Here is a 24593-nt window from a genome sequence, read left to right as displayed (position 1 = left end):
GGCGGCCCGCTTCGCGGTGCCGGAGTGAGGGAACGCCGAGCCACAGCGAGGCGCCGACAGGCGGGGCAGAGCGTTTTGGTTACTTTTGCGCTTTTCAAAAGTGACCCGCTGTAAGAGCGGAACCCTAAGCCGCCGTTACCTAAATAACGGATATACACACCACCTCAGAGCCAAAAGCGTCAGAGCTGAAACCGCTCCCGCTCATGCTCATACAACGGCCGCACCAGCGCGAATTCATGGTCAATCTCATCCACCAGTCGCCCCAAATCCGTAAAAGCGTGCTTCGCGGACGTATCCTCAAGCAACTGACAAAGCTCAGCCAACCGCACCGCCCCAAGGTTACCGCTGCTCCCCTTAAAGCTATGGGCAATCCGCCCAAGGGCCTTCGCGTCATCCCGGGCCCGGCGCAGCGCCTCTACCCGCTTCTGCGAATCATCGAGAAACGTGTCGAGCAGCTTCGGATACTCGCCCTCCATGACCTCCTGCAAGCCAGTCAGCACATCAGGGTCCAGATGAATCTCTGCCACTTGTTCGCTCCTTGATCAAGAATCGGCGGATTATGCCAGAGCCTTCCATGAAAACTCCACGCACACACACCGCCCTCCGTCAGACCAGCCTACATCGCTGCTCAACTGCCGCACCAGGCTCAACCCCCGGCCAGACAGACGGTCAACATCCAGCGGCCTGGCCAGCACCTTCTCCACATCAAAGCCCGATCCACTGTCCTCGATCCGCAAAGTCAGGCACCCACCCTCCCCGGTCGGCACCACCTCCAGATGCACCCGCACATAACCACTGTTCAACTGCGCCAGCCGCTCATTACGCTCACGGTAATACGCCGCAAACCCCTGGGCATCACGCTTGAGCCGCGAATCCAGGCCCAGCACCCCATGCTCCAGGGCATTGGAATACAACTCCGCCATCACGCTATACAACGCCCCGCTTTGCTCACGCAGGCCATGAACCTCCAACAGCAACTGCAACAAATACGGCAACGGGTTGTAGGACTTGAGCGTCTCGGCACGAAACTCAAAACTCACCGACCAATCCAGCGGCGACGACTGGCCGCTGTCGGAATACACCATCGACGGCGAACGCAACGCCTCCCCCGCCTGCAGGCTGATCTCCACCATGCTGACGTCATCACGCACTTCGCCGCGAAAAGCCGCCAGGGCCTGCTCGATCTCCTCGAATAACCGGTCCGGCTCGCGGTTGGCCGCAAACACCTGCTGCAAACGCTCGGCGCCAAACAACTGCTCCTGGGCATCCGCAGTATCCAGCACACCATCCGACAGCAAAAACACCCGGTCGCCCAGCGCCATCGGCCAGACTTCAGTGCGGTCATCAAACGCCTCGGCCGTCAGCACGCCCAATGGCAAATGCCGCGACACCAGCGGCGTGCGCTTGCCAGTGGCGAGGTCATGCACATAGCCCTCGGGCATGCCGCCGTTCCACACTTCCACCACCCGGCGCTGGGCGCTGAGGCACAGCAAGGTGGCGCAGCAGAACATGTCCACCGGCAGGATGCGCTTGAGCTTGGCGTTCATCTCCCGCAAGGTCTGCGCCAGGCCGTAGCCCTTGGCCGTCATGCCGTAGAACACTTCCGCCAGCGGCATCGCGCCGACCGCCGCCGGCAAACCATGACCGGTAAAGTCCCCCAGCAGCACATGCATATCGCCCGACGGCGTGTAGGCCGCCAGCAGCAGGTCACCGTTGAACAGCGCATAAGGCGATTGCACGTAGCGAATATTCGGCGCGGCGTTGATGCAGCCGGAATGCGCGACCTTGTCGAACACCGCCTTGGCCACCCGCTGCTCCTGCAGCAGGTAGTCGTGGTGCCGGGCGATCAGGTCGCGCTGCTGCAACACCGTGGCCTGCAGCCGGCGCAAGCGATCCATGGCGTTAATCTTCGCCGCCAGGATCACTTGGTTATAGGGCTTGGCCAGGAAGTCGTCGCCGCCGGCATCCAGGCATTGGGCCAGGGCTTCGCTCTCGCGCAGGGAGGTGAGGAAGATGATCGGCACCAGCGCCTCCCCCGCCCGTTGCTTGATCTGCCGCGCCGCCTCGAAGCCGTCCATGACCGGCATCAGTGCGTCCATCAGCACCAACTGCGGCCGCTCGCGGGTAAACACGTCGACGGCTTCCTGGCCGTTGCTGGCGGTCAGTACCTGGTGGCCCTGACGGCGCACGATGCTCGACAGCAACAAAAGGTCGGCGGCGCTGTCTTCGGCGATCAACACCGTCAGCGCCTCGAGGACCGGGGCCAGGACGCTCAACTGAGGTCGAACAGTTTGTCGAAGTTGGAGATGGCGAGGATCTTGCGCACGTCGGAGTTGCTGTTGACCACCTGCACTTCGGCATCGTCGCCGCCGGCATGGTCCCGCAGCAGCAGGAGCATGCCCAGGGCCGAGCTGTCCATGTAGGTGGTTTCCTTCAAGTCCACCACGTAGATCTCGGGCACCTTGTAGAACTTCTCGTAGGCATCACGAAAAGCCTGGTGACTACCGAAATCGAATCGACCCTTGACGGTGATCGTCGCTTTCTTCCCATCCAGGGACACTTCTGATTCGACTGACATTCGACTGCTTCCTTGTCATTGGCAATGTGCAACAAGGTTTAGCAGGTGATGGGCAAGTGGGCAAATCCATGTAGGACGGGTGGCGTGCTCAATAGGGGTTTTGGCGGGGCAGACGCTGGGACAGTTCATCGAGCAACTTCTGTTCGCGCTTGTCTTCCAGTGCGCGGGCTTCGTCGATGTAGCGTTGCACCAGCTTGCGCAGGCCTTCGACCCGGGCGTATGCCTGTTGCCAGCTGTCGCGGGCCTTGTCGACATTGGCCTGGTGCCAGGCCAGGCTCTGGCGCTGCTGGCCGACGGCGGTTTCCAACTGGTTGAGAAAGCCCTGGTAGCCCATCAGCCATTGGCCGGAGACGCCTTTGCTGCCGCGCTCGATCCACTGCTGCTGGTACTCACCGCGAAAGCGTTCCAGGTCCCCCAGCTTGCTTTCCGCCAGGCGAACCTGGCCCTGGAAGTAACCCAGGCGCTGGACGGCGGTCTTTTCAGCTTTTTCGGCCATGTCCACCACCGGGGCAAGGCGTGCGGCGCGGGTATTGGCCATGGTTTATCCGCCGGGTGCCGGAGCGAAGATACTGCCCAGGTGCGCCTCGCTTTCACCCATGCTGATCTTGTCGTTGAGGCCTTGGCGCAGGTAGGTCACCAGTTGCGGTTGCAGGGCAATCGCCAGGTCGGTCTCGCGATCACCGCCGGCCACATAGGCGCCCACGCTGATCAGGTCGCGGCTCTGTTGATAGCGCGACCACAGTTGCTTGAACTGCTGCGCGCGCATCATGTGCTCAGGCGTGACCACCGACGGCATCACCCGGCTGATGGAGGCTTCGATGTCGATGGCCGGGTAGTGCCCTTCCTCGGCCAGGCGCCGGGACAGCACGATGTGCCCGTCGAGCACGCCCCGTGCCGAGTCGGCAATCGGGTCCTGTTGGTCATCGCCCTCGGACAGCACGGTGTAGAACGCGGTGATCGACCCCCCACCGGCTTCAGCGTTACCCGCGCGCTCCACCAGCTTGGGCAGCTTGGCGAACACCGACGGCGGATAGCCCTTGGTGGCCGGCGGCTCGCCGATGGCCAGGGCAATTTCCCGCTGGGCCTGGGCGAAACGGGTCAGGGAGTCCATCAGCAACAGGACGTTCTTGCCCTTGTCGCGAAAATACTCGGCGATGCGTGTGCAGTACATCGCGGCACGCAGGCGCATCAGCGGCGCGTCATCCGCCGGTGAGGCGACCACCACTGAACGCTTGAGGCCTTCTTCGCCGAGGCTGTGCTCGATGAATTCCTTCACCTCGCGGCCCCGCTCGCCGATCAGCCCCACCACAATGATGTCGGCCTCGGTGAAGCGGGTCATCATGCCCAGGAGCACCGACTTACCCACGCCGGTACCGGCGAACAGGCCCAGGCGCTGGCCGCGGCCCACTGTCAATAAACCGTTGATGCTGCGAATGCCCACGTCCAGCGGCACGCTGATGGGGTTGCGCTTGAGGGGGTTGATGGTCGGGCCGTCCATCGGCACCCAGTCCTCCGCCTTCATCCCGCCCTTGCCGTCGAGGGCACGGCCGGCGCCGTCCAGCACCCGGCCGAGCATGCTCATGCCCATGGGCAGGCGACCGGTATCCGCCAGCGGCACCACGCGGGCGCCGGGGGCGATACCTGCAACACTGCCCACGGGCATCAGGAATACTTTGCTGCCGGAAAAGCCCATCACTTCGGCTTCGACCTGCACCGGGTGGTAGCTGTCGTCGTTGATCACCATGCAGCGGCTGCCCATGGCGGCGCGCAGGCCTTCCGCTTCCAGGGTCAGGCCGACCATGCGCAACAGGCGGCCCTCCAGGATTGGCTGGCCCGGCAACTCAGTGACTTCGGCATAGCCACCCAGGCGCTTGGCGAAGCTGGTGCGGTCAAGGCGCATCAGGGGTGTCCAGCTCGACGCTCAAGTCCGGCTCTGCCGGGTGCAGCGCCTGCTCGTGCAACTGGTCAAACAGCTTGGCCATGATCTGGCTGATGCGTGTCTCCACCGTGGCGTCGATACGGCTGTGTTCGGTCTCGACCCGGCAACCACCGGGCAGCAGCGCGGCGTCTTCGACGATGCGCCAGGTTTCTTCATGGCGCTCGCGCAGGGCTTTGACCTGTTCGAAATCCTGGGGATTGATGTACAGCCGCACATTGCCGACGCCCAGGGGCAGCAGCTTGAGGGCTTCGCGCATCACGCTTTCGATTTGCGTGGAATCCAGGGCCAATTCGCGCTGAATCACCTGGCGGGTGATGTGCTCCACCAGCCCGACCATGGCTTTTTCGATCTGCGAATCCTGCTCGGCGATAGGCTCGAACAGGCTGCCCATCAGGGTTTCCAGGCTGGAGAGCTTGACGCTCAGCGCCGCCTCGGCTTCCTGGCGAACCTTGAGGGTGGTGCTGCGAAAACCGTCTTTCTCGCCGGTGGAAAACCCTTCGTTGTAGGCTTCCTGACGAATGCTTTCGAGCTCTTCCAGGGTCAGCGGCTGGACTTCTTCCAGCGGCACTTCTTCCATCTCGGCCGGGGTTTCTTCTACCGGCTCGGGTTCAGGCTCCGGGCGATGCGGGTCGAAACTGGGCAACGACCAGACGTCGAACCCTCCGACGTCCCGTGCGCGAATCAGATCGCTGGGCGTCTCATCTTTGTTCGACATGCGCGGCGCCTTAAATCATTTCTTCGCCGCCCTTCCCACCGAGAACGATTTCTCCGGCTTCGGCCATACGGCGGGCAATGGTGAGGATTTCCTTCTGCGCAGTTTCCACGTCGCTGACGCGCACCGGGCCCTTGGCCTCGAGGTCGTCGCGCAACAGTTCGGAAGCCCGCTTGGACATGTTCTTGAAGATCTTTTCCTTGACGCCTTCGTCCGAGCCCTTGAGGGCCAGTACCAGCACGTCGGAGGAGACTTCACGCAGCAACGCCTGAATGCCACGGTCGTCGACATCGGAGAGGTTGTTGAATACGAACATGAGGTCTTCGATCTGCACCGACAGGGTATCGTCGATCTCGCGGATCGAGTCCATCAACTGGCCTTCCACCGAGCTGTCGAGGAAGTTCATGATGTCGGCCGCACGCTTGATGCCGCCCAACGTGGTACGCGAAGCGTTGGAATTGCCCGAGAACTGCTTCTCGAGAATGGTGTTCAATTCTTTCAGGGCCGCTGGCTGCACGGTGTTCAACGACGAGACGCGCAGGATGATGTCCAGGCGCACCTTGTGGTCGAAATGGCCAAGCACTTCGCCGGCCTGGTCGGGGTCGAGATACGCCACCACGATCGCCTGGATCTGCGGGTGTTCGTAGCGGATCACGTCGGCCACGGCCCGCGGTTCCATCCACTTCAGGCTGTCGAGGCCACTGGTATTGCCACCCAGCAGGATGCGGTCGATCAGGCCGTTGGCCTTGTCTTCGCCCAGGGCCGAGGTGAGCATCTTGCGAATGTAGCTGTCGGAGCCGACGCCCAGGCTGGTCTGGTCGCCGACGATCTCGACGAACTCGCTCATCACCTGCTCGACTTGCTCGCGGTGCACATTGCGCATTTGCGCCATGGCCACGCCGACACGCTGAACCTCTTTGGGGCCCATGTGGCGCAGCACTTGGGCGGCGTCGGTTTCTCCAAGGGACAGCAACAGCACGGCGGCTTTGTCGACCCGGGAGAGTTTGGCTACTGCAGCTCGGCTATCACTCATCTGCGTTAATCCACTCTTTCACGACCTGGGCCACACGACCCGGGTCTTCGGCCACCAGGCTCTTGATTGCGTTCAACTGAGCGTCATAACCCTCGCTCGGGCTCGGCAACAGAATGCTTTGCGGGCCACCGAGGCTCACGCGGTCGTTGGCCAGTTCGCCATCGAGGCCGCCCATGCCACCCAACTCGACGTCGCCACCGGCCAGGGCCAGTTGTTTTTTGCCGTGACCGGTGATGTTGTTAAGCACCGGACGCAGCACGCCGAACACCAGCACCAGGATGAACAGCACACCCAGCACTTGCTTGACGATGTCCCAGAACCACGGCTGAGTATAGAACGCGGCCTCGGCAATCACCTCGCCCCGCTCGGCGGAAAACGGCATGTTGATCACGCTGACGCTGTCGCCCCGGCTGGCATCAAAGCCCACTGCGTCCTGCACCAGGCGAGTGAAGCGCGCCAATTCGTCAGCGCTCCACGGTGCACGGGTAACGGCGCCGTCCGCGGCGTTGACCTTGACCTGGTCATCCACCACCACCGACACCGACAGGCGATTGATCCGGCCCTGCTGCTGTTTGGTATGGCTGATGGAACGGTCAAGCTCGAAGTTCTTGGTGGATTGTTGACGCTTGTCGGCCGGGTACGGCGCGAGCATCGGCTGGCCGGTGGCCGGGTCCATGATTTGCTGACCGTTGGCGTCCAGCAGCGGCTGGCCTGGCTGCACCGCACCTGCGGTAGCGGCAGCGCCACCGGTGGTTTGCGGCGCCGTGGCCGGGGTTGGCGGCTGGTTGCTCAAGGCACCGGGCACGCCTTGTGGGCCATTGCTGGCGGTGCGTTGTTCGGTGGTCGATTGCTCGCTGCGCAAGGCAGGCTGGTCCGGATTGAACTGCTCGGAGGTCGATTCAACCGCGCTGAAATCCACGTCAGCCGACACTTCAGCCTTGTAGCGATCGTTGCCCAACACCGGTTGCAGGATGTTGTGCACGCGCTGGGTCAGCATGCTTTCCATGCGGCGGCTGTAGTCGAACTGCTTGCCGGCCATGGTCAGCGAGGAGTTTTCCGCCATGTCGGACAGCAGGTTGCCCTTCTGGTCGACCACGGTGATTTGCGACTTGCTCAACTCGGGAACGCTGGTGGCCACCAGGTTGATGATCGCCAACACCTGGCCTGGCTCCAGGGAGCGGCCGGCAAACAGCTCGACCAGTACCGAGGCGCTGGGCTTGCGCTCGTCGCGTACAAACACCGAGCTTTTCGGAATCGCCAGGTGCACGCGGGCACCCTTGACGTTGTTCAATGCAGAAATAGTCCGCGCCAGCTCGCCTTCCAGGCCACGACGGTAGCGGGTGGCTTCCATGAACTGGCTGGTGCCCAGGCCTTGGTCCTTGTCGAGGATTTCAAAGCCGATATTGGCGTCGGAAGGAGTGACGCCGGCTGCCGCCAGCTTCATCCGCGCACGCGCCACATCATCGGCCTTGACCAACAGGGCGCCGGAATTCGGTTCGACGGTGTAGCCGATGTCGGCTGCCGCCAGGGTTTCCATGATCTGCTTGGAATCCATGCCCGCGAGGCTGCCATACAGCGGGCGGTAATCCGGTTGCTGGGACCACAGCACCACGGCAAAACCAATCGCCACACTGGCAGCCAGGCCGACCATCAGGCCCACCTGACGCAGCATGGTCATCTCGGAGAGGTTTTCCAGGAACGACAGGCCAAACAGCGGCGGCTTGCCGTCTGCCTTGGCGGGTGCGTTATCCACGACTGCTTCTGCCATGACTCAAATCGTCCTTAAACCGGCATCTGCATGATGTCTTGATAGGCTTGAACCAGCTTGTTGCGCACCTGGGTCAAGGCCTGGAATGAAACGCTGGCTTTTTGCGAGGCGACCATCACGTCGGTGAGGTCCACGCCGCTTTTGCCGATCTCGAAGGCGGTGGCCAACTGATTGGAGGCCTGCTGGGTATCGCTGACTTTGTTGATGGCCTGGCCGAGCATGTCGGCAAAGCTGCTCTGGCCCAATTCCGGCACGGCTTGCGCAGCGGATTTCGGTTGGGCCATGGCATCCATTTGCATGGACCGCATATCCAACATCAACCGATTGAACTCAACACCTTGGCTCATGACCTTCTCTCTCCGACGACCCGCAATTTTTTGACACTACACAGCGATTACAGGGGTGGTAGCAACAAGGGTGCCAGCTCCGTGGCATTCTGTAAGAAAAGGCGACTGGCCCTGTCGGCTTTGAGAATTTTCAGGTGGCGTAGAGGTAGGCTTCCACGTCCATCCCGGCATCGCGCATCTGTGCCAGCTTGTAGCGCAAGGTGCGCGGGCTGATACCCAGGCGCTCGGCGGCCTCTTTGCGGCGGCCGCGCTCGGAGCGCAAGGTGTCGATGATCATCTGGAATTCGCGGCGGCGCAGGTCGTCGCCCAAGGCACCGGCCGACTCGGCAGGCGCGGCTTCAATCTGTGGCGCGGCCGCCAGGCTTGGCAACGGCGCTGCGCCCGTGCCTATGGCCAGGCAGAAGTCTTGAGGCTGGATCAAGCCGCCCTGCTGCAGAATCAAAGCGCGCTGGATCGCATTGTCCAGTTCCCGCACGTTGCCGGGCCAGGGGTAGCTGATCAGGCAGGCCTGAGCGTCGGGCGACAGGCGCGCCTGGGCATGCTTCATTTTATTGACGTGCTTGCTCAGCAGGCGTTCGGCCAGCGGGATGATGTCTGCCGGGCGCTCGCGCAACGGGCGCCAGGCCAACGGGAACACCGAAAGACGGTAGAACAGGTCCTCACGGAAGCGCCCCGCCGCCACTTCGCCCGCCAGGTCGCGGTTGGTGGTGGCAACCACACGGATGTCCAGCTGGATCGGCTTGCGTGCCCCTACCCGCTCCACTTCGCGCTCCTGCAATACCCGCAGCAATTTGGCTTGCAGGCCCAGGGGCATTTCGGAGATCTCGTCCAGCAGGATGGTACCGCCGTCGGCCTGTTCGAACTTGCCGGCCTGGGCGGCGATGGCGCCGGTAAACGAGCCTTTCTCATGGCCGAACAGGGTGGCTTCGAGCATGTTGTCGGGGATGGCCGCGCAGTTGATTGCAATGAACGGCTGGCTGGAGCGATGGGATTGCTGGTGGATGTAGCGCGCCAACACCTCCTTGCCGGTGCCGGATTCGCCGGAGATCAATACGGTGGAGTCGCTGCGGGCGACCCGGGCCGCCAGTTCCAGCAGTTGCGCACTGGCCGGTTCGAAGGCAATCGGGCCTTCGCCGTCGGCGGCACCCAGAGTGCCGAGGGCATGGCGGGCGACCAGTTCGATCAAGGCTTTGGGTTCGAAAGGTTTGACCAGGTAATCTGCGGCGCCCTGGCGCATGGCGTCGACGGCACGCTCCACGGCACCGTGGGCGGTCATCAACAGCACCGGCAATTGCGGCTGGCGCGCACGCAACAGGCCGAGCAATTGATGACCGTCCATGCCCGGCATGTTCACGTCGCTGACCACCAGGCTGAAGGACTCCTGCTCCACGGCCTCCAAGGCTTCTTCGGCAGAACCGACCGCCCGGTAGTCATGGCCCGCCAGCAACAGCGTGTCAGCCAATGCTTCACGCAGGGCGCGATCGTCTTCAACCAATAAAACCTTGATAGCCATGACCTTTTACTCCGCGCTGACGGCGCATGAAAACAGCGGCAGCGTGATCAACGCGCACGTGCCGCGACCCAACCGGGAATGCAGCTGCAATTCTCCCTGATGGGCACGGGCGACCGCCTTGACCACGGTCAGGCCCAGGCCGGTACCGTTGGTTTTGGTGGTGAAAAAAGGTTCGCCGAGGCGCTGCAGCACCACCGGGTCAATCCCGCTGCCGCTGTCGCTGATGCTCAGGCGCAGGGTGTCGCCACGGTTATACAGGTGAACCTTGAGCCGCGCCCCGGGGCCACTGGCCTGGGTCGCGTTTTCGATCAGGTTGAGCAGCGCGCCCACCAGGGTGTCGCGGTTGCACAGCAACTCGCCGTGATGGCTGTCGCACTGCCAACGGACTGACGCTTCCTGGATATGGGTGGCGGCGGCGGCTTGCAGGGACTGCATCAAGGCGGCCGGGGTGACGCGATCGGTCAGCGGCAATTCGCCGCGAGCAAACACCAGCATGTCGCGCACCTGATGCTCCAGCTCGTGCAGGCGCTCCTTGAGCCGCCCGGCAAAACGCTGGTGAGTGGCCGCCGGCAACTGCTCATCAGTCAAATGACTGGCGTAAATCAGCGCAGCGGACAACGGGGTACGAATCTGATGCGCCAGGGAAGCGACCATCCGCCCCAGGGATGACAGGCGCTCGTGGCGTGCCAACTGGTCTTGCAGGTGACGGGTTTCAGTCAGGTCGTTGAGCAACACCAACTGGCCGGGCTCGGCATCCAGGGAACGGGTGGCGATGGACAGGCGGCGTCCGTCCTTGAGGGAGATTTCATGGCCGTCGTCTTCCCGCGGCGCAAAGCAGCGGGTGATGACCTCGCGCCACAGCTCGCCTTCCAGCGGCAGGCCGAGCATGTCGCAGGCGGCCGGGTTGGCTTCGCGTACGCGACCCTGGTCGTCGATGACGATCACGCCACCGGGCAACAGGTCGAGGAGGTTTTGCAGACGGTTGGCCAGGCGCTCTTTCTCGGCCAGCTCTTCCATGCGCTGGGCGCTGACCACGGCCAACTCGCCTTTAAGCTCGGAAACCCGTGCTTCCAACAGGCTGTAGGAGTCAGTCAATTGGCTCGACATCTGGTTGAACAGGGAAAACGCCTGTTCAAGCCCGAGACGGCTGATCTGCTCTACGGAGGGGGCAGGCCCCTGAGTGTCAGGGACCGAAGATAGTTGGGCGGCGTGGGGCATCATGCTCTCTCGCTTGGCTGACCGTCAGTTAAACGGAACGTTGCGAGTGCTGTAGCAATACCCGTGCCGAAAAAAAACCGCTGATTAATCAGCGGCTTGAAAAACAGGCGTCAATCATCCGCCTGTTCATCACCTTCTTTGCGGCTCATGCCGTACTTGCGCATCTTCTCCACCAGGGTGGTGCGGCGAATGCGCAGGCGTTCGGCGGCACGGGCGACGATGCCGTTGGCGTCGTCGAGGGCCTGTTGGATCAGGCCTTGTTCAAGACTGCCGAGGTAGTCCTTCAAGTCCAGGCCTTCCGGCGGCAGCATGGCGGTGGAACCGAGGTCCGGCGTATGGCCGTTGATGGCCACGCGCTCTTCCAGGTCGCTGCGCAGGCTGTCTACCAGCTGCTCGTCCTCATCGTCGACGTAGCGGAATTTCTTCGGCAGCTCGACCACGCCGATCACCCCGTACGGGTGCATGATCGCCATGCGCTCCACCAGGTTGGCCAGCTCGCGGACGTTGCCAGGCCAGCCGTGACGGCACAGGGACATGATCGCCGCCGAGTTGAAACGGATCGAACCGCGCTTTTCGTGTTCCATGCGCGAGATCAGTTCGTTCATCAGCAGCGGGATGTCTTCGACACGCTCGCGCAGGGGCGCCATTTCGATCGGGAATACGTTGAGGCGGTAGTACAGGTCTTCGCGGAAGCTGCCGACCTCGATCATGCTTTCGAGGTTTTTGTGGGTGGCGGCAATGATGCGCACGTCGACGCTTTGGGTCTTGTTGCTGCCCACGCGCTCGAAGGTGCGCTCCTGCAGGACCCGCAGCAGCTTGACCTGCATCGGCAGCGGCATGTCGCCGATTTCGTCGAGGAACAGGGTGCCGCCGTTGGCCAGCTCAAAACGCCCGGCACGGCTGGTGATCGCCCCGGTAAAGGCGCCCTTCTCGTGGCCGAACAGTTCGCTTTCCAGCAGCTCTGCCGGGATCGCCCCGCAGTTGACCGGCACGAACGGCCCGTCGCGGCGCTTGGAGTGGTAATGCAAGTTGCGCGCGACCACTTCCTTGCCGGTGCCGGACTCGCCGAGGATCAGCACGCTGGCGTCGGTGTCGGCGACTTGCTGCATCATCTGGCGCACGTGCTGGATCGCACGGCTGGTGCCGACGAGGCTGCGGAACAGGTTGGGTTCGCGGTGACGGCCGCGCTCGCGGGCCTGGTCGTACATCTCGCGGTAGACCTGGGCACGGTGCAGGGAGTCGAGCAATTTGCTGTAGCTGGGTGGCATTTCGAGGGTGGAAAGGACGCGACGGCGCTGGTCTTCCGGAAGGTCCACAGAAGAAATATCGCCCATCAGCAACACCGGAAGGAACTCATCCCAGGTTGACAGTGTCTTTAACAAGCCTGCAACGGCGCCAGGAGCATTTACCGTCCCGATCAGCACACAAATGACTTCACGGCTCGACGACAAAGAGCTGACCGCCTGCTGCCAGTCGTGGCTGCCGCAGGGTAGATTTTCTTCCCCAAGAAAATTCAGGATCACCGCCAGATCGCGGCGCCGAACGCTATCGTCATCGATCAGCAGGATTTTGGTTTCACGCCACATGCAATAGCAACTTCCCTAGTAAAACTCTAATGCCCTCGAGTTGGGGCAATCTAGATAGCTGTAGGCATTTTCTGCGCTACAGCTTTCTGACGTCTGAAAATAGCACTAGTTAAGTCAAAAATATGTGCACGGTCAAATTAATGACGCGCCTTGTTCGGATTAACTGAGCCTTCAGCCGAACAGATGGTAAACCTTTGACGCACTTTCCGCTCGGTTGATCTGCGACATCTCCTCGAAAATCGCCTGACGCTCCCCGGTTGTCACCTCAAGCAGCTGCTGATACACCTCCAGCAAACTCTCCAGTTTTTCCCGCAGGGCATCTTCGTCCACCGGCGCATTGCTCAGCGCCTCGTCAATCACTGCACGACACCCCAGGTCCAGTTCGCCGATGGCGTCCCAGTTACGTGCAGCCAATGCATCCATCAAGGCTTCGCGGGTCTCGTCAATCCGTTGCAGGGCGTGGCTCATAACGTCTTCCTCAGGCCAGCAGGCCTACAGTGTTGCAATACCGTCCCAGCCTTCCTTGAGGGTAATCATCAAGCCGGCTACTTCGTCGATCATGGCCACATCGCTCTTGGTATTGGCTTCGAGCAAGCGCGTGGTCATGTAGGCGTACAGGTTATCCAATTGCTGCAAGGCGGCCGGATCATCGGTTTTTTCCGGGTTGAGGCCGTCGCGCAGACCAATCAGGATATCGATCGCCTTGCCCAGCAACAGGCCCTTTTGCGCGATGTCACCACGAGCCATGGCGCCCTTGGCTTGGGCCATGCGGTCCAGCGCGCCTTCCATCAACATCTGAACCAGGCGATGGGGGCTGGCCTCGGAGACCTGGGCATGGGAATTGACCTTCTGGTATTGGCGAAGGGCTCGCATGGGATTCATGTTTCTACCTCGTGACAGGCAACAACTAAAAAGAAAGGGCTCTGACTATTATGTCGACGGTGTCGCAAAAAACTTTAAACCGGCGGTCTGCTGAAGGTCCCGCCCAGTGAAGCTATTCACTTCACCGGACGGCTTCACTGAGGATCAACTGTCCGAGGAGGTCTTGTTCAGCGCGTTGAGCGTGGTCATGACACTGGAGCGTTGACTGGTGAGCTGAGCCACCAGGTTGTTCATGGTCGTGTACTTGGCGGTCAGGCTTGTCTTCAGGGCAGCCATGCGCGCGGTCAGGGTGTCCTGCTGGTTTTGCAGGTCCTTGAGGTTTGCCGACAGTGTCGAAGAACGCGCAGCAAGAACACCGGTATTGGTCACCGCATAGCTGTCGGTCGCAGATTTCATACGCGCCAACAGGCCATTGTCACCGTTGAAAATGCCGCCGATGTCGGTGGGATTGGTCAAGATAGCTGCACTGAACAGCTTGTCGTCGATGCTCAGCTTGCCGGTTGTCTGGTCAGTGTTAACACCAAACTGGGCCAGGGACTTCAACGTGCCCGTACCGGCCAGTGCGTTCAACTGAGCACGCACGGCCGTCTGCAGACCGCGCATGGTGGAATCCCCCGTCAGGGCCGCAGCCGTGGTGGAACCATCCGCGTTGGTGGTGACGGCGGTCTCGGTGTTGATCGCGGTCATCAGGGCGTTATAGGTGTCGACAAAACCTTTTACCGAGCTCTTAAGCGTGTCGGTACTGCGCGTCACGGTAATGGTCGAGGCTATCCGGTTGGCGTCTCCTGATTGCCCGGTGGGCAGAGGCGACAAAGCCGTCAACTTGATACTCACGCCACTGATCGCGTCGGACAGGGTATTGCTCTTGGATTCCTGAGCGGTACCGTCAATGGTGTATTTCGCATTCTGTGGCGGCTTGTCTACCACTGAAGATCCGGTGTCCAGCCCGGAGTTGCCACCCAGCGTAATGTCCGTACCGGCGCCGGTATTGGTCGAGGTCAAGACCAGACGGGAACCGGTGGAGTCAGTCAGGATGTTGGCACTCAGGCCGGCGCTGCTGTATTGCGCGTTGATCGAATCACGCACTTGCTGCAACGTCGCGCCCGGCGGAACACTGACACCATAGCTCTGGCCCGACTGGGAAATTTCCAGGGTCGTGGCGGTGCTACCGGTATTGACGACCGTCTTCGCCCCCCCTGCATACGTCTGGGTGGCAATCTTCGAGGCTGTCGCCAACTGGGTGACAACCAGCGCATAACTCCCCGCAGACGCACCGGCGCCCAGGGTGACGGTAGAAACGTTGGCATCCGAGGTGGTCGCCGTCAGGCCGCCGATACTGGCGTCCTTGGTCATGTTGTCCATGGCGCCGCGGAAGGCATCCAGCGCCGCTTGAATCTTGCCGATCGAGGACAGTTGGGCGGTCGACGTTTGCGTCTGCTTGTTGATCTGAGACTGCTTGGGCGCTTGTTCAGCGTTCACCAAGGCCGTAACGATCGACTCGGTATTAATCCCCGTAACCGGGCCGCTTACCGTGATATCACCCATGACTCTTCTCCTGATCGGGGCTGGCGCTTTCTTGACGGACGACGCCTCAAGCAGCTACAGCAACAAAATTCATGCCAGCTCAGACTTTAGCGTCAAACAACACGTTGCTGGCGTCGTGAAGGCTTTGTGCGAGTTTCAATGCGGTTTCCGACGGGATCTGACGAATGACCTCGCCACTGTCGGTCGCGATGACCTTGACCACCACCTGATGGGTGGAGTCATCAATGGAAAAATCCAGGTTGCGCTGGGCAGCCTGGACGAATTTGCGAATATCGTTGACGGCCTTTTCCAGGTCGTCCGGTTTCGTTTCCTGCTTGGGTTTTACTGCTGCGACGGTCGCATCAACCTTGGGGGTCTGCGAGTCGGCAGTCACAGGGGCGGGTGCACTCTGTGGCGCTGGGGCAGCAGGATAAGACAGGTTCAACTTGACGCTCATGTCCATGTCCACTCTCCTCATCACGCAAAAGACAAAAGGGCACGTAAACGCGCCCTTCCGTCAGTCAGCTACCGATGGCTATTACTGAAGCAGCTTCAGTACAGCGGATGGCAGTTGGTTGGCCTGAGACAGGATCGCAGTGGAAGCCTGTTGCAGGGTTTGTTGCTTGGTCAACTGAGCAGTTTCAGCAGCGTAGTCAACGTCCTGGATCTGACCGCGAGCGGCGCTGGAGTTGTCGGAGATGCTCTGCAGGTTGGCAACGGTGTTGTCGAAACGGTTTTGTACAGCACCGAGGCCGGCACGCTGGGAGTCGATGTCCGAGATCGCCTGGGTGATCACGTCGATCGAGTTCTGTGCGTTGGCAGCAGTGGTGATGTCAGTGTTGTTGACGGTGGTTTTGATGGAGTTGGCAGCAGTACCAGTCGCTGCGAACAGACCCGTCACACCGGCGCCGCTCAGGGAGTAGCTGCTGGAGGAGTTCAGGGAAACTGCGCCGGTTGCGATGATAGCGGTGTTAGCCAGGGCAACGGCGGTGCCGGCAGTACCGGTACCATCCAGGGTGGCGACCTTGACGCCTGCGATAGCACCGGCGTCGCCAGCGTTGAAGGTCAGGTTCTCACCGGTATCGGACTTGACCGACAGCGCTTGAGTGGTCGAATCGTAGTTAACGGTGATGCCCAGCTTGGCAGCGTTGGACTTCAGTTGGTCAGCCAGGTCAGAAGTTTTGACCACGCCAGTGAACTGAACCGCAGCACCGCTACCGACTTGCAAGGTGAAGTTGGCGCTGGCAGGGGTTGCAGCAGCGATGGCAGCGGAGTCAACGGTGAACTGGGCAACAGTGCTGGCAGTAGCAGCCAGGCCGCCTACAGCGCCGTTCATTTGCGCAGCGATCTGCCCGGCCGAAGCACCGGCAGCGATGGTCAGGCTCTTGGACTGGCCGCCACCGGTAACGGTGAGTGCGCCGCCGGCAACGCCTGTTGCGCTTGGAGCAACGCCTTGGGATTTCAGCTGCTGCGAACCAATGTTGTTGGCTGCAACGTTACCGATGCTCATGTCGATGGTCTGGTTGGCGTTGGCGCCGACCTGGAACGAAGTGGTACCGAAAGAACCGTCCAGCAGGTTCTTGCCACCGAAAGTAGTGGTGGTAGCGATACGGGTCAATTCAGCAGTCAGTGCTGCGTATTGAGCCTGGTTCGACTTACGGTCGTCAGCGCTTGGCGAGCCGTTGGCGGATTGCAGAGCCAGGGTACGCATGCTTTGCAGGATGTTGGTGGACTGCTGCATGGCGCCTTCAGCGGTCTGAGCAATCGAGCTGCCGTCGTTGGCATTCTTGATTGCAACGCCCAGGCCGTTGATCTGGCTGGTCAGACGGTTGGAGATTTGCAGGCCGGCCGCATCGTCTTTGGCGCTGTTGATACGCAGGCCGGAGGACAGACGCTGCATGGAAGTTTGCAGGGCGCCGGAAGCCTTGTTCAGGTTGTTCTGAACGTTCAACGAAGCAAGGTTAGTGTTTACTGTTAAAGCCATGACGAAATCCTCGTGGGTTGTTTACTGCGGCTTCCGGCCCTGGCAACCGCCGGGTGTGGCCTAGAGAACCTTCGTAATAGTTATCGTCGTGAAAGCAGGTTGCTTGAGGACTTTTTTGATTTTTTTTACTGGCGCCGTGCCACCCCTTGTAATTCAAGCATTTACGACGGCCCAAACCCCCGCAGTTGCTGGCTTTTTGGCGCCAAATAAAAAACGCCCATGATCTTTCGATCATGGGCGTTTTTGTGTGCAGCGCCTTTAAGGCATCAAGGACGATGCAAAATCGCCGAGCCCCAGGACAGGCCCACGCCAAAACCACTGATGGCGACGCGCTTCCAGGTGGAGTCGAGCATGTGCTTTTCCAGCAGCAGCGGAATGCTCGAGGACACGGTGTTGCCGGTCTCGACCATGTCCTTGATGAACTTGTCCACCGGTGCATCTTCGAAACGCCGGGCCACGGCGTCGACAATCGCCGCACTGCCCTGGTGAATGCAGAACGCGTCAATCTCGTCAGCCTTGAGGTCCGACTCGTTGAGCAGCTCGTGCAAATGGGCCGGCACCTTGAGCAAGGCAAAGTTGAACACCTGGCGGCCGTTCATGAAGAACACGCCATCGCTGACCTTCAAGTGCGGCGCACCGGAACCGTCAGTGCCGAACTTGGCCTTGCCCAACTGCCAGGGCGCGTCTTCGCCCATCCAGGTGGCCGTCGCGGCATCACCGAACAGCATGGTGGTGTTGCGGTCTTCCGGGTCGACAATCTTCGAGTACGGGTCGGCGGTCACCAGCAGGCCATTTTTCAGGCCCGTGGCCTCCATGAAGCCCTTCATTGCATAAATGCCGTAGACATAGCCCGAGCAGCCCAGGGAAATATCAAAGGCCGCCACGTGAGTCGGCAGGCCCAGTTTGTCCTGGACGATGGCGGCGGTGTGAGGCAAGCCCTCTTCGTCGCCGTTCTGGGTGACGACGATCAGCGCATCGATGGATTCGCGCTTCAAATCCGGGTTGTTGGCAAACAAGGCGTTGACCGCCTCGACGCACAGATCGGAGGTTTCCTGTGCAGCATCCTTGCGCGGCAGGAACGCCGAACCGATCTTGCCAATGATGAATTCTTCATCCTTGGCGAATTTGGCACCCTGGGCGTAGTTATCGATCCCGTCTACCGGCACGTAACTGGCGATGCTTTTTATGCCAATCATTGTGGCTTCCCAATACTAAATAGCTGGAGAACACCCCGCGAGACACGTCGCCGGGTGCTGACAATAATGGGGATAACCCCGCAAAAAACTCGCCGAAAACCGCCTTTACACCTTGGCGGCAGGCCCTCGCAGAGACCTGGCGACGACCTATCCTTTTCACACGATACAGTGAAGATGCGCTTTATGACTCACAGGTCACTCAATTTTCTGCGCTTTGTGCGAAACACGGGGACATACAAGCGCCAAAAACCACAACGGCCCACCCCGTTTCCAGGGTGAGCCGCAGGTTTGCAGCCGCTCGAATCACATCTTGCTGAACAGGCTCAACTGGGAGATTTTCACGAACGCCAGTTGCGAGGCCTGCAGCATGGTCTGCTGCAAGGTCAGGTCAATGGCGGCCTGGCCCATATCAACGTTGGCCAGGGACGACATGGTGGAGGTGTTGGCCAGGCCCAGGCTGGTGTTTTCCGTGCTCTGGATATCCATCGCATTCTGGCGCGCACCGATGGAGCCGCGTACCTGATCGATCTGCGCCGAAGCATTGCCCAGGTTGCCAATGCTCGTGGCGACCACGTCCTTGAGGTTATTCAAGGCAACCTGATTGCCGTCTGCCGGAGTTTCCAGGGCCTTGCGCAATTGGCCCAGGGTGTCCAGGGCATTCATGTTCTTGTTGCTGGTGGCGCCGACCGAGAACTGGTCGCCGGCGCCTGGCGTGCCACTCACACCAAAGGTCAGGCCGGCCGTGGTGATCGACGTGGCGCCGGCAGCCATGGTGCCGGTGGCAATGGCCTTGCTATTGGCGGAATACGGCTGGGCGAACACCTGGTAATCGGTGCCACTGGTGAACTTGATCACCGCACCCGAGTTGGGAAAGGTGCTGGTATAAGCCGCCGAATCCGTGACCGTGCCACCCGTCAGTTGCGCAGTGGACGGATTGCTTGCCGTACGGGAAATACTGAAGCTGTCGGGCTTGGTTGCCAGGGAGAACTCCTTGCCCGCCACCAGCGCATCGGATGCCGGGCCCGACGCAACGTCTTTGCCCAGGTTCAGCCGGATGTCGAACGTGACACCCCGCAGGCTGACGCTGGAGGAGCCTTCCTTGGTGGAGTCAAACGTACCGTTACCGGTGATCTCCGAGGTGACGTCGTTGCCGTCCTTGTCGGTCACGCTGTATTGGGTGCTGCTGGCGAAGGTCAGCTTGTACGGCTGGCCATCGGAAAAGCTGTTGGCAAACTTCGTGCTCGACGTGACCAGGCCCGCCGAGATCCCCACCGTGCCGTCGTTCACGGCAGGCGGCAGCAACGTGGCCTGGGTGCGACCGGTATTGGACGAGCTTTCCAGCAGCGCCTTGCCGGTATCACCCATGGAGATCGAAAGGTTGTTCGAAATCTGAAGGCTCAGGGGCGTCTCGTCACCCTGGTAGGTGTAGGTACCGTCATTGTTGCGGGTGTACGGCGGTGTATCGGTCTTGGCACCGGAGAACATGTAGTTGCCGCTGGAGTCCTTGGAGTTGAGCAAGCCCAGCACCTGGTCCTCAAGCGCTCCTACCTGGGCGGCAATCGCCTTGCGATCGTCATCGCTCTTGGCGATGTTACCGGCCTGCTGCGCCAGGCCCTGGGCGGTTTGCAGTGCGTTATTGATGCTTTGCAGCACGCTCTCTTCGTTGGTCAGGGAGTTTTGCAGGGTGGTGATGTTGGTGTTGTATTGCCCCAACATGTCTTTCTGCTGCTGCAGCATCAGCAATTGGGCAGCGGCCACCGGGTCATCGGAGGCGGTTTGCACCCGGACGCCGGAACTCGCCTGGTCCTGGGCCTTCACCACACCGGAATAGTTGTCCTGGTATTTGGCGGAGCTGGTGTCGAAATACTGCTGTGTAGAAATACGCATCGTCCCAGACTCCCTTAAAGTGCGTTGATCAGTGTGCTGAAGGTTTCCTGCGCCGCCTTGATGATCTGCGACGACGCGGTGTAGTACTGCTGGAACTTGATCATGTCGCCCGCCTCTTCATCCAGGTTGACCTGGGACACCGAGTTGGCGGCCGCCTTGTTCGCCGTCAGCAGCGCACCGGTCGCGGTGCTGTCGGTATTGGCCTGGGCGGCCTTGGAACCGACTTGGGACACCAGGCGACTGTTGGCACTGACCAGGCTCACGCCCCCGTTGCCGTCCGTCACACCGACAGTTGCCGTGGTTTGCAGCGCCAGCAGCGACTGGGCGTTGCGGCCGTCGGAGGTGGCGCCACTGTTGAAGGAGAAGGTGGTGCTGTCGTTATTGGCCGGCGAGCCGCCAACGGTGGTGTCAAAACTGAAACTCTTGCCGGCGATCAAGGCACCGGTGGCGTCGCGCATCGGCACATTGATGGTGATCTTGTTGCCCTGGCCCGGAATGATGCTGCCGGTGCCGATCGGGTTACCCTGGGCGTCGCTGACCGTATACGGCTGGGTGCCGTCCGCGGCCTTATCGCCGAACACCATTTTCACCGGCATCGAGTTTTCGATCCCGGTGCGCAATTGGGCGGTATCGGCACCGCCATGAATATCCAGCGGCACCGTCAACTGCGGCGGCGTGAACGTGCCGGTGCCGCTGTTCTTGCCGGCAACACCCGCCAATGGGCCGGCGAACGCGAGTTTATTCGGGTCGGTGAGGTCGACCCCGATCCCGCTGGCGCCATTGCTGGTGGGGCTGACCTTGAAGCTGTCACCCGCCGCCATCGGCCCTTTGCCATCCAGCGCCAGGGTGAAACCGTCAATCACCGGCGGCGGCGTAGTCGTGGTATCGAACGACCCCATGGCCTTGCCATCGGAACGCACCACGTTGTACTGGTTGCCGCTGCTAAACGTGACCTTGTAGTCGTAGGTGGTCAGCTTGCTGCTGTCGGCAATCGACACATTCAGGTTGCCGGAGCCAGCGCTGTTACCCGCGACCCCTTGGCTACGCTGGGAGATGGCGGCCGCACTGTTGATATCCGAGAACAGCGAAGAGCCGAAATCACCGTTCAGGTCCAGGCCCTGGCCCAACTGATTGTTGACGGTATCGGCGGTGACGATGCCCAGTCGGCCCAAGTCATTGATAGCCGGCATCAGCACATCACTGCGATAACGCATCAGGCCGCCAATGCTGCCACCGCTGACCACCGAACCGATGTCCATGGAAGTGCTGCCCATGTTGATCTGAATGGTGTACTGGCTGCTGTCGTTCTTGCTCGGCACTGCGGAAAGGGTATTGGCAACATCGCCGTCTACCAGCGACTGGCCGGTGCCGGTGGTGATGTTGACCTGGCCGTCCTTTTCAGTGGCCGTGACACCGATCAGCTCATTGAGGGAGCGCACCGCTTCGTTGCGCGCATCCAGCAGGTTGGCGGGCGCGTTGCTCGTCGAGCCCTGGACCTGGGAAATCTGCTTGTTCAGGGATGCAATGGAGGAGGTCAGCTTGTTGACCTGATCACTCATGGTGCTCAACTGGCCGTTGATGCTTTCTTTCTGTTGGGTCAACTGCGAGGAAATCGCGTTGAACCGATTGCTCAGGGTCTGGGCACTGGTCACCAGCAATTGCCGGGCGGACACATCACTGGGCGTGGCCGCAGAAGCCTGCGCCGCCGCGAAAAAGGCGCTGAGCACGGCCGACATGCCGGTGCTCTTGTCCGACAGGGTCTTGTCGATTGCACTGGCCTGGCCCAGGTAGGCATTGGCGTCGCTATTGAGGGCGGTGCTGTTCTGGTAAGCGGTGTTCAGGAAGTCGTTGTACACCCGGCGCACATCCGCCAGGGTCGTACCGGTGCCGATGAACACACCGCCGAACGCATTCGACGCACTGGCGTTCTGGGTGGTCTGCTGACGCGAGTATCCCGGGGTGTTGACGTTGGCGATGTTGTTACTTAAGACCGACAACGATCCTTGGGCGGCATTGAGCCCCGACATCCCGATATTGAGCAAACTCATGATTCAGACCTTATAAATGAGTGGAAGCGCCCGCGGCAGCGTAGTTCTGGTAGCTGTTCATCGTTTTTGCGATCTGCGAAATCTTGCTGGCGTAATCCGGGTCGGTTGCATAACCGGCTTTTTGCAACTCGCGCACAAACTGCTCCGGGTTGTCGGCTGATTTCACAACTTCTTTATAGCGATCATTGCTTTGCAGCAACGTCACCAAGTCATGGAAGCTGTCCTGGTAGGAGTCGTAGGAACGGAACTGCGCCGTCTCCTTTACCATCGCACCATTGCGAAACTCGCTGGTGATCGCCCGGGCCTGTTCGCCCTGCCAACTCTGGCCGGCCTTGATGCCGAACAGGTTGTGGCTGCTGGTGCCGTCTTCGGCACGCATCACCGATTTACCCCAGCCGGTTTCCAAAGCGGCCTGTGCCACCAGGTAGCGTGGGTCGATGCCAATCCGTGCGGCGGCCTGCTTGGCCATCGGCAACATGGTGGCGACAAATTCGTCCTGCGAGCTGAAGGCTTTTTTCGCCGGTGCCAGCGGCGGCTGGGCCACGGCGCGACCGTAAACCTGCATTTGCCCGCGAGGGGGCAGTGCAGCCAGGCTGCGGGCAGAACTGTTGACCACACCATCATCGGCGGCGCTGTTACGCAGCGGCGCGGCCTTGGCGGCAGTGGTAGCCTCGGCGCCCGGCACGATGCCGGCCAGCAGGCGATCCGTCAGCTTGCTCGGCAACGAGATGCGCCGCTGGTTCATCAGCGCCATGTCGTTGGCGTGGGAGTTAGTGCCTTCAGGCACCGCTACGCGGTACGCCCACAATGGCCGCTGACCATTGCTGCGACCCAGCGGGCCATCGGCCTGGGTACCGGCGGCAATTTCGGTCGGCACATCCACCTTCTTCGCCGGTGCGGCCGGGCCTTGCAAGGTGGCCGCCTGGGCGTCCACCGGCTTGTTCTTCTGCATCTGGCGCATCAGCACGTCTGCCAGGCCAATACCACCGCCCTCACGAGACAGGGAGACCGCCAACTGCTGGTCGTACATTTCCTGGTACTGCTTGGCCGCCGGTGTATTCAGCGGGTTGTCCTTGCCCAGGGCTTCGGTGGCCGAGCGCATGGACTTGAGCATCTCGCCGAGAAACAGCGACTCGAACTCCTGCGCGACCTTGCGCATGTTGCCGTCGCTGTTCTTGTCGCCGACCTTCAACTGGTTCAGCCGGTTGAGGTCGGAATAAGAACCCGAGTCCGCCGTGCTGCTCAGGCCGCTTTTGCGCATGTCCATGGCCATGGCGTCAGATCACAATCAGGTCGGCTTGCAAGGCGCCGGCCTGTTTCAATGCTTCGAGGATCGCCATCAAGTCGCCGGGCGCTGCGCCCACCTGATTCACCGCGCGGACAATCTCATCCAGGGTGGTACCGGGGCCGAATTTGAACATCGGCTTGGCTTCTTGCTGGGCATTCACCCGCGAACGGGGCACCACGGCGGTCTGGCCGTTGGACAACGGGCCAGGCTGGCTGACAATCGGGTCTTCGGTGATGGTCACGGTCAGGCTGCCGTGGGTTACGGCCGCCGGCGAAACCTTGACGTTCTGGCCGATCACGATGGTGCCGGTCCGCGAATTGATGATGACTTTCGCCACCGCCTGGCCCGGGTCAACCTCAAGGTTTTCCAGCAGAGACAGGTAGTCCACGCGCTGGCTTGGGTCCAATGGTGCGGTGACACGCACCGAGCCGCCGTCGATGGCCTGGGCCACGCCCGGGCCGAGCAGCTCATTGATCTTGTCGACCACGCGCTTGGCGGTGGTGAAGTCGGAGCGGTTGAGGTTCAGGGTCAGGCTGTTGCCCTGGTTGAAGCCGCTGGGCACCGTGCGTTCCACCGAGGCACCACCGGGAATCCGGCCGGCCGACGGCACGTTGACGGTGATCTTCGAACCGTCACGGCCTTCGGCATCAAAGCCGCCCACCACCAGGTTGCCCTGGGCAATGGCGTAGACGTTGCCGTCGATACCTTTGAGCGGGGTCATCAACAAGGTGCCGCCCCGCAGGCTTTTCGAGTTACCCATGGACGAAACGGTGATATCGACCACCTGCCCCGGCTTGGCAAACGGCGGCAAGTCAGCGCTGATGGACACCGCCGCGACGTTCTTCAACTGCACATTGCCCGAACCAGCCGGCACCTTGATGCCGAACTGCGAGAGCATGTTGTTGAAGGTCTGCAGGGTGAACGGGGTCTGGGTGGTCTGGTCACCGGTGCCGTTAAGCCCCACCACCAGGCCGTAGCCGATCAACTGGTTGGACCGGACGCCGGAAATGCTCGCGATGTCTTTCAAGCGCTCAGCCTGGGCGCCTGCGCTCAGGGCCAGGAGCAACATCGTAGCCATCAGCTGTTTGAA

Annotated in this window: 22 protein-coding genes; all 22 read right to left on the bottom strand. The window is 61.1% G+C overall.

Annotated elements, in window-relative coordinates:
* Positions 1-179: 179 nt before the first annotated feature.
* A complete protein-coding gene (locus tag D109_RS0114015; RefSeq protein ID WP_020480190.1) occupies positions 180-527 on the bottom strand; it encodes an Hpt domain-containing protein in 348 nt (115 codons plus the stop codon).
* Between the two features lie 30 nt (positions 528-557).
* Entirely contained in the window at positions 558-2276 is a 1719-nt protein-coding gene (locus D109_RS0114010; protein ID WP_017477461.1) for a fused response regulator/phosphatase, read from the bottom strand.
* Positions 2273-2578 carry an STAS domain-containing protein gene (locus D109_RS0114005; protein WP_017477460.1) on the bottom strand — a complete coding sequence of 102 codons (306 nt, stop codon included), beginning with the start codon at positions 2576-2578 and terminating at the stop codon, positions 2273-2275. Before D109_RS0114005 ends, D109_RS0114010 begins: the two co-directional genes overlap by 4 nt.
* An 88-nt stretch (positions 2579-2666) precedes the next feature.
* Entirely contained in the window at positions 2667-3116 is a 450-nt protein-coding gene (fliJ, locus tag D109_RS0114000) for a flagellar export protein FliJ (protein WP_008434833.1), read from the bottom strand.
* A gap of 3 nt (positions 3117-3119) precedes the next feature.
* Positions 3120-4478, bottom strand: a complete 1359-nt coding sequence (gene fliI / locus D109_RS0113995) for a flagellar protein export ATPase FliI (RefSeq protein WP_017477459.1) — start codon at positions 4476-4478, stop codon at positions 3120-3122.
* Complete coding sequence (fliH, locus tag D109_RS0113990) at positions 4468-5232, bottom strand: flagellar assembly protein FliH (RefSeq protein WP_017477458.1); 765 nt, start codon at positions 5230-5232, stop codon at positions 4468-4470. Before fliH ends, fliI begins: the two co-directional genes overlap by 11 nt.
* A 10-nt stretch (positions 5233-5242) precedes the next feature.
* Entirely contained in the window at positions 5243-6262 is a 1020-nt protein-coding gene (gene fliG, locus D109_RS0113985; RefSeq protein WP_017477457.1) for a flagellar motor switch protein FliG, read from the bottom strand.
* Positions 6255-8030 carry a flagellar basal-body MS-ring/collar protein FliF gene (gene fliF / locus D109_RS0113980; RefSeq protein WP_017477456.1) on the bottom strand — a complete coding sequence of 592 codons (1776 nt, stop codon included), beginning with the start codon at positions 8028-8030 and terminating at the stop codon, positions 6255-6257. The genes fliG and fliF overlap by 8 nt, the downstream gene beginning before the upstream one ends.
* Positions 8031-8044: 14 nt before the next feature.
* Positions 8045-8377: a flagellar hook-basal body complex protein FliE gene (fliE, locus tag D109_RS0113975; protein WP_003214581.1), complete on the bottom strand. Its 333-nt coding sequence runs from the start codon at positions 8375-8377 to the stop codon at positions 8045-8047.
* A gap of 130 nt (positions 8378-8507) precedes the next feature.
* Positions 8508-9890, bottom strand: coding sequence for a sigma-54 dependent transcriptional regulator (locus D109_RS0113970; RefSeq protein ID WP_017477455.1), 1383 nt, complete (start codon positions 9888-9890; stop codon positions 8508-8510).
* A gap of 6 nt (positions 9891-9896) precedes the next feature.
* Positions 9897-11108, bottom strand: coding sequence for a PAS domain-containing sensor histidine kinase (locus tag D109_RS0113965; RefSeq protein ID WP_032868580.1), 1212 nt, complete (start codon positions 11106-11108; stop codon positions 9897-9899).
* Positions 11109-11218: 110 nt separating this feature from the next.
* The gene (locus D109_RS0113960) at positions 11219-12694 is read right to left on the bottom strand and encodes a sigma-54 dependent transcriptional regulator (protein ID WP_017477453.1); all 1476 of its coding nucleotides are present in this window, start codon (positions 12692-12694) and stop codon (positions 11219-11221) included.
* Between the two features lie 171 nt (positions 12695-12865).
* The gene (locus tag D109_RS0113955; protein WP_017477452.1) at positions 12866-13162 is read right to left on the bottom strand and encodes a hypothetical protein; all 297 of its coding nucleotides are present in this window, start codon (positions 13160-13162) and stop codon (positions 12866-12868) included.
* A gap of 24 nt (positions 13163-13186) precedes the next feature.
* Entirely contained in the window at positions 13187-13576 is a 390-nt protein-coding gene (gene fliS / locus D109_RS0113950; protein ID WP_026077955.1) for a flagellar export chaperone FliS, read from the bottom strand.
* Positions 13577-13720: 144 nt separating this feature from the next.
* Entirely contained in the window at positions 13721-15121 is a 1401-nt protein-coding gene (gene fliD / locus D109_RS0113945; protein WP_017477450.1) for a flagellar filament capping protein FliD, read from the bottom strand.
* A gap of 79 nt (positions 15122-15200) precedes the next feature.
* Positions 15201-15563, bottom strand: a complete 363-nt coding sequence (locus D109_RS0113940) for a flagellar protein FlaG (RefSeq protein ID WP_017477449.1) — start codon at positions 15561-15563, stop codon at positions 15201-15203.
* A 75-nt stretch (positions 15564-15638) separates the two neighbouring features.
* Complete coding sequence (locus D109_RS0113935) at positions 15639-17084, bottom strand: flagellin (protein WP_026077954.1); 1446 nt, start codon at positions 17082-17084, stop codon at positions 15639-15641.
* Between the two features lie 266 nt (positions 17085-17350).
* Positions 17351-18280 carry a ketoacyl-ACP synthase III gene (locus D109_RS0113930; RefSeq protein WP_017477447.1) on the bottom strand — a complete coding sequence of 310 codons (930 nt, stop codon included), beginning with the start codon at positions 18278-18280 and terminating at the stop codon, positions 17351-17353.
* 303 nt (positions 18281-18583) lie between these two features.
* Positions 18584-20167, bottom strand: a complete 1584-nt coding sequence (locus tag D109_RS0113925) for a flagellar hook-associated protein 3 (RefSeq protein WP_017477446.1) — start codon at positions 20165-20167, stop codon at positions 18584-18586.
* Positions 20168-20181: 14 nt separating this feature from the next.
* Complete coding sequence (flgK, locus tag D109_RS0113920) at positions 20182-22215, bottom strand: flagellar hook-associated protein FlgK (RefSeq protein WP_026077953.1); 2034 nt, start codon at positions 22213-22215, stop codon at positions 20182-20184.
* 10 nt (positions 22216-22225) lie between these two features.
* Entirely contained in the window at positions 22226-23488 is a 1263-nt protein-coding gene (flgJ, locus tag D109_RS0113915; RefSeq protein ID WP_017477444.1) for a flagellar assembly peptidoglycan hydrolase FlgJ, read from the bottom strand.
* A 4-nt stretch (positions 23489-23492) separates the two neighbouring features.
* Positions 23493-24581, bottom strand: coding sequence for a flagellar basal body P-ring protein FlgI (locus D109_RS0113910; RefSeq protein ID WP_032868578.1), 1089 nt, complete (start codon positions 24579-24581; stop codon positions 23493-23495).
* Positions 24582-24593: the final 12 nt, after the last annotated feature.

It is taken from the genome of Pseudomonas sp. PAMC 26793 (genome assembly GCF_000313235.1).
Lineage (GTDB): Bacteria > Pseudomonadota > Gammaproteobacteria > Pseudomonadales > Pseudomonadaceae > Aquipseudomonas > Aquipseudomonas yamanorum.
Note: the sequence above shows the minus strand (reverse complement) of the source record. Positions and strands in the feature narration are given on the sequence as shown.

What these genes read in the sequence shown, in the direction of transcription:
- D109_RS0113910 (WP_032868578.1), bottom strand. Translation starts at nt 24,581, where the DNA reads ATGGCTACGATGTTGCTCCTGGCCCTGAGCGCAGGCGCCCAGGCTGAG.
- fliJ (WP_008434833.1), bottom strand. Translation starts at nt 3,116, where the DNA reads ATGGCCAATACCCGCGCCGCACGCCTTGCCCCGGTGGTGGACATGGCC.
- D109_RS0113965 (WP_032868580.1), bottom strand. Translation starts at nt 11,108, where the DNA reads ATGCCCCACGCCGCCCAACTATCTTCGGTCCCTGACACTCAGGGGCCT.
- fliE (WP_003214581.1), bottom strand. Translation starts at nt 8,377, where the DNA reads ATGAGCCAAGGTGTTGAGTTCAATCGGTTGATGTTGGATATGCGGTCC.
- fliF (WP_017477456.1), bottom strand. Translation starts at nt 8,030, where the DNA reads ATGGCAGAAGCAGTCGTGGATAACGCACCCGCCAAGGCAGACGGCAAG.
- D109_RS0113940 (WP_017477449.1), bottom strand. Translation starts at nt 15,563, where the DNA reads ATGGACATGAGCGTCAAGTTGAACCTGTCTTATCCTGCTGCCCCAGCG.
- D109_RS0113970 (WP_017477455.1), bottom strand. Translation starts at nt 9,890, where the DNA reads ATGGCTATCAAGGTTTTATTGGTTGAAGACGATCGCGCCCTGCGTGAA.
- D109_RS0113955 (WP_017477452.1), bottom strand. Translation starts at nt 13,162, where the DNA reads ATGAGCCACGCCCTGCAACGGATTGACGAGACCCGCGAAGCCTTGATG.
- flgK (WP_026077953.1), bottom strand. Translation starts at nt 22,215, where the DNA reads ATGAGTTTGCTCAATATCGGGATGTCGGGGCTCAATGCCGCCCAAGGA.
- fliH (WP_017477458.1), bottom strand. Translation starts at nt 5,232, where the DNA reads ATGTCGAACAAAGATGAGACGCCCAGCGATCTGATTCGCGCACGGGAC.
- fliI (WP_017477459.1), bottom strand. Translation starts at nt 4,478, where the DNA reads ATGCGCCTTGACCGCACCAGCTTCGCCAAGCGCCTGGGTGGCTATGCC.
- D109_RS0113930 (WP_017477447.1), bottom strand. Translation starts at nt 18,280, where the DNA reads ATGATTGGCATAAAAAGCATCGCCAGTTACGTGCCGGTAGACGGGATC.
- fliD (WP_017477450.1), bottom strand. Translation starts at nt 15,121, where the DNA reads ATGGGTGATATCACGGTAAGCGGCCCGGTTACGGGGATTAATACCGAG.
- D109_RS0113960 (WP_017477453.1), bottom strand. Translation starts at nt 12,694, where the DNA reads ATGTGGCGTGAAACCAAAATCCTGCTGATCGATGACGATAGCGTTCGG.
- D109_RS0113925 (WP_017477446.1), bottom strand. Translation starts at nt 20,167, where the DNA reads ATGCGTATTTCTACACAGCAGTATTTCGACACCAGCTCCGCCAAATAC.
- D109_RS0114005 (WP_017477460.1), bottom strand. Translation starts at nt 2,578, where the DNA reads ATGTCAGTCGAATCAGAAGTGTCCCTGGATGGGAAGAAAGCGACGATC.
- fliG (WP_017477457.1), bottom strand. Translation starts at nt 6,262, where the DNA reads ATGAGTGATAGCCGAGCTGCAGTAGCCAAACTCTCCCGGGTCGACAAA.
- D109_RS0113935 (WP_026077954.1), bottom strand. Translation starts at nt 17,084, where the DNA reads ATGGCTTTAACAGTAAACACTAACCTTGCTTCGTTGAACGTTCAGAAC.
- flgJ (WP_017477444.1), bottom strand. Translation starts at nt 23,488, where the DNA reads ATGGCCATGGACATGCGCAAAAGCGGCCTGAGCAGCACGGCGGACTCG.
- fliS (WP_026077955.1), bottom strand. Translation starts at nt 13,576, where the DNA reads ATGAATCCCATGCGAGCCCTTCGCCAATACCAGAAGGTCAATTCCCAT.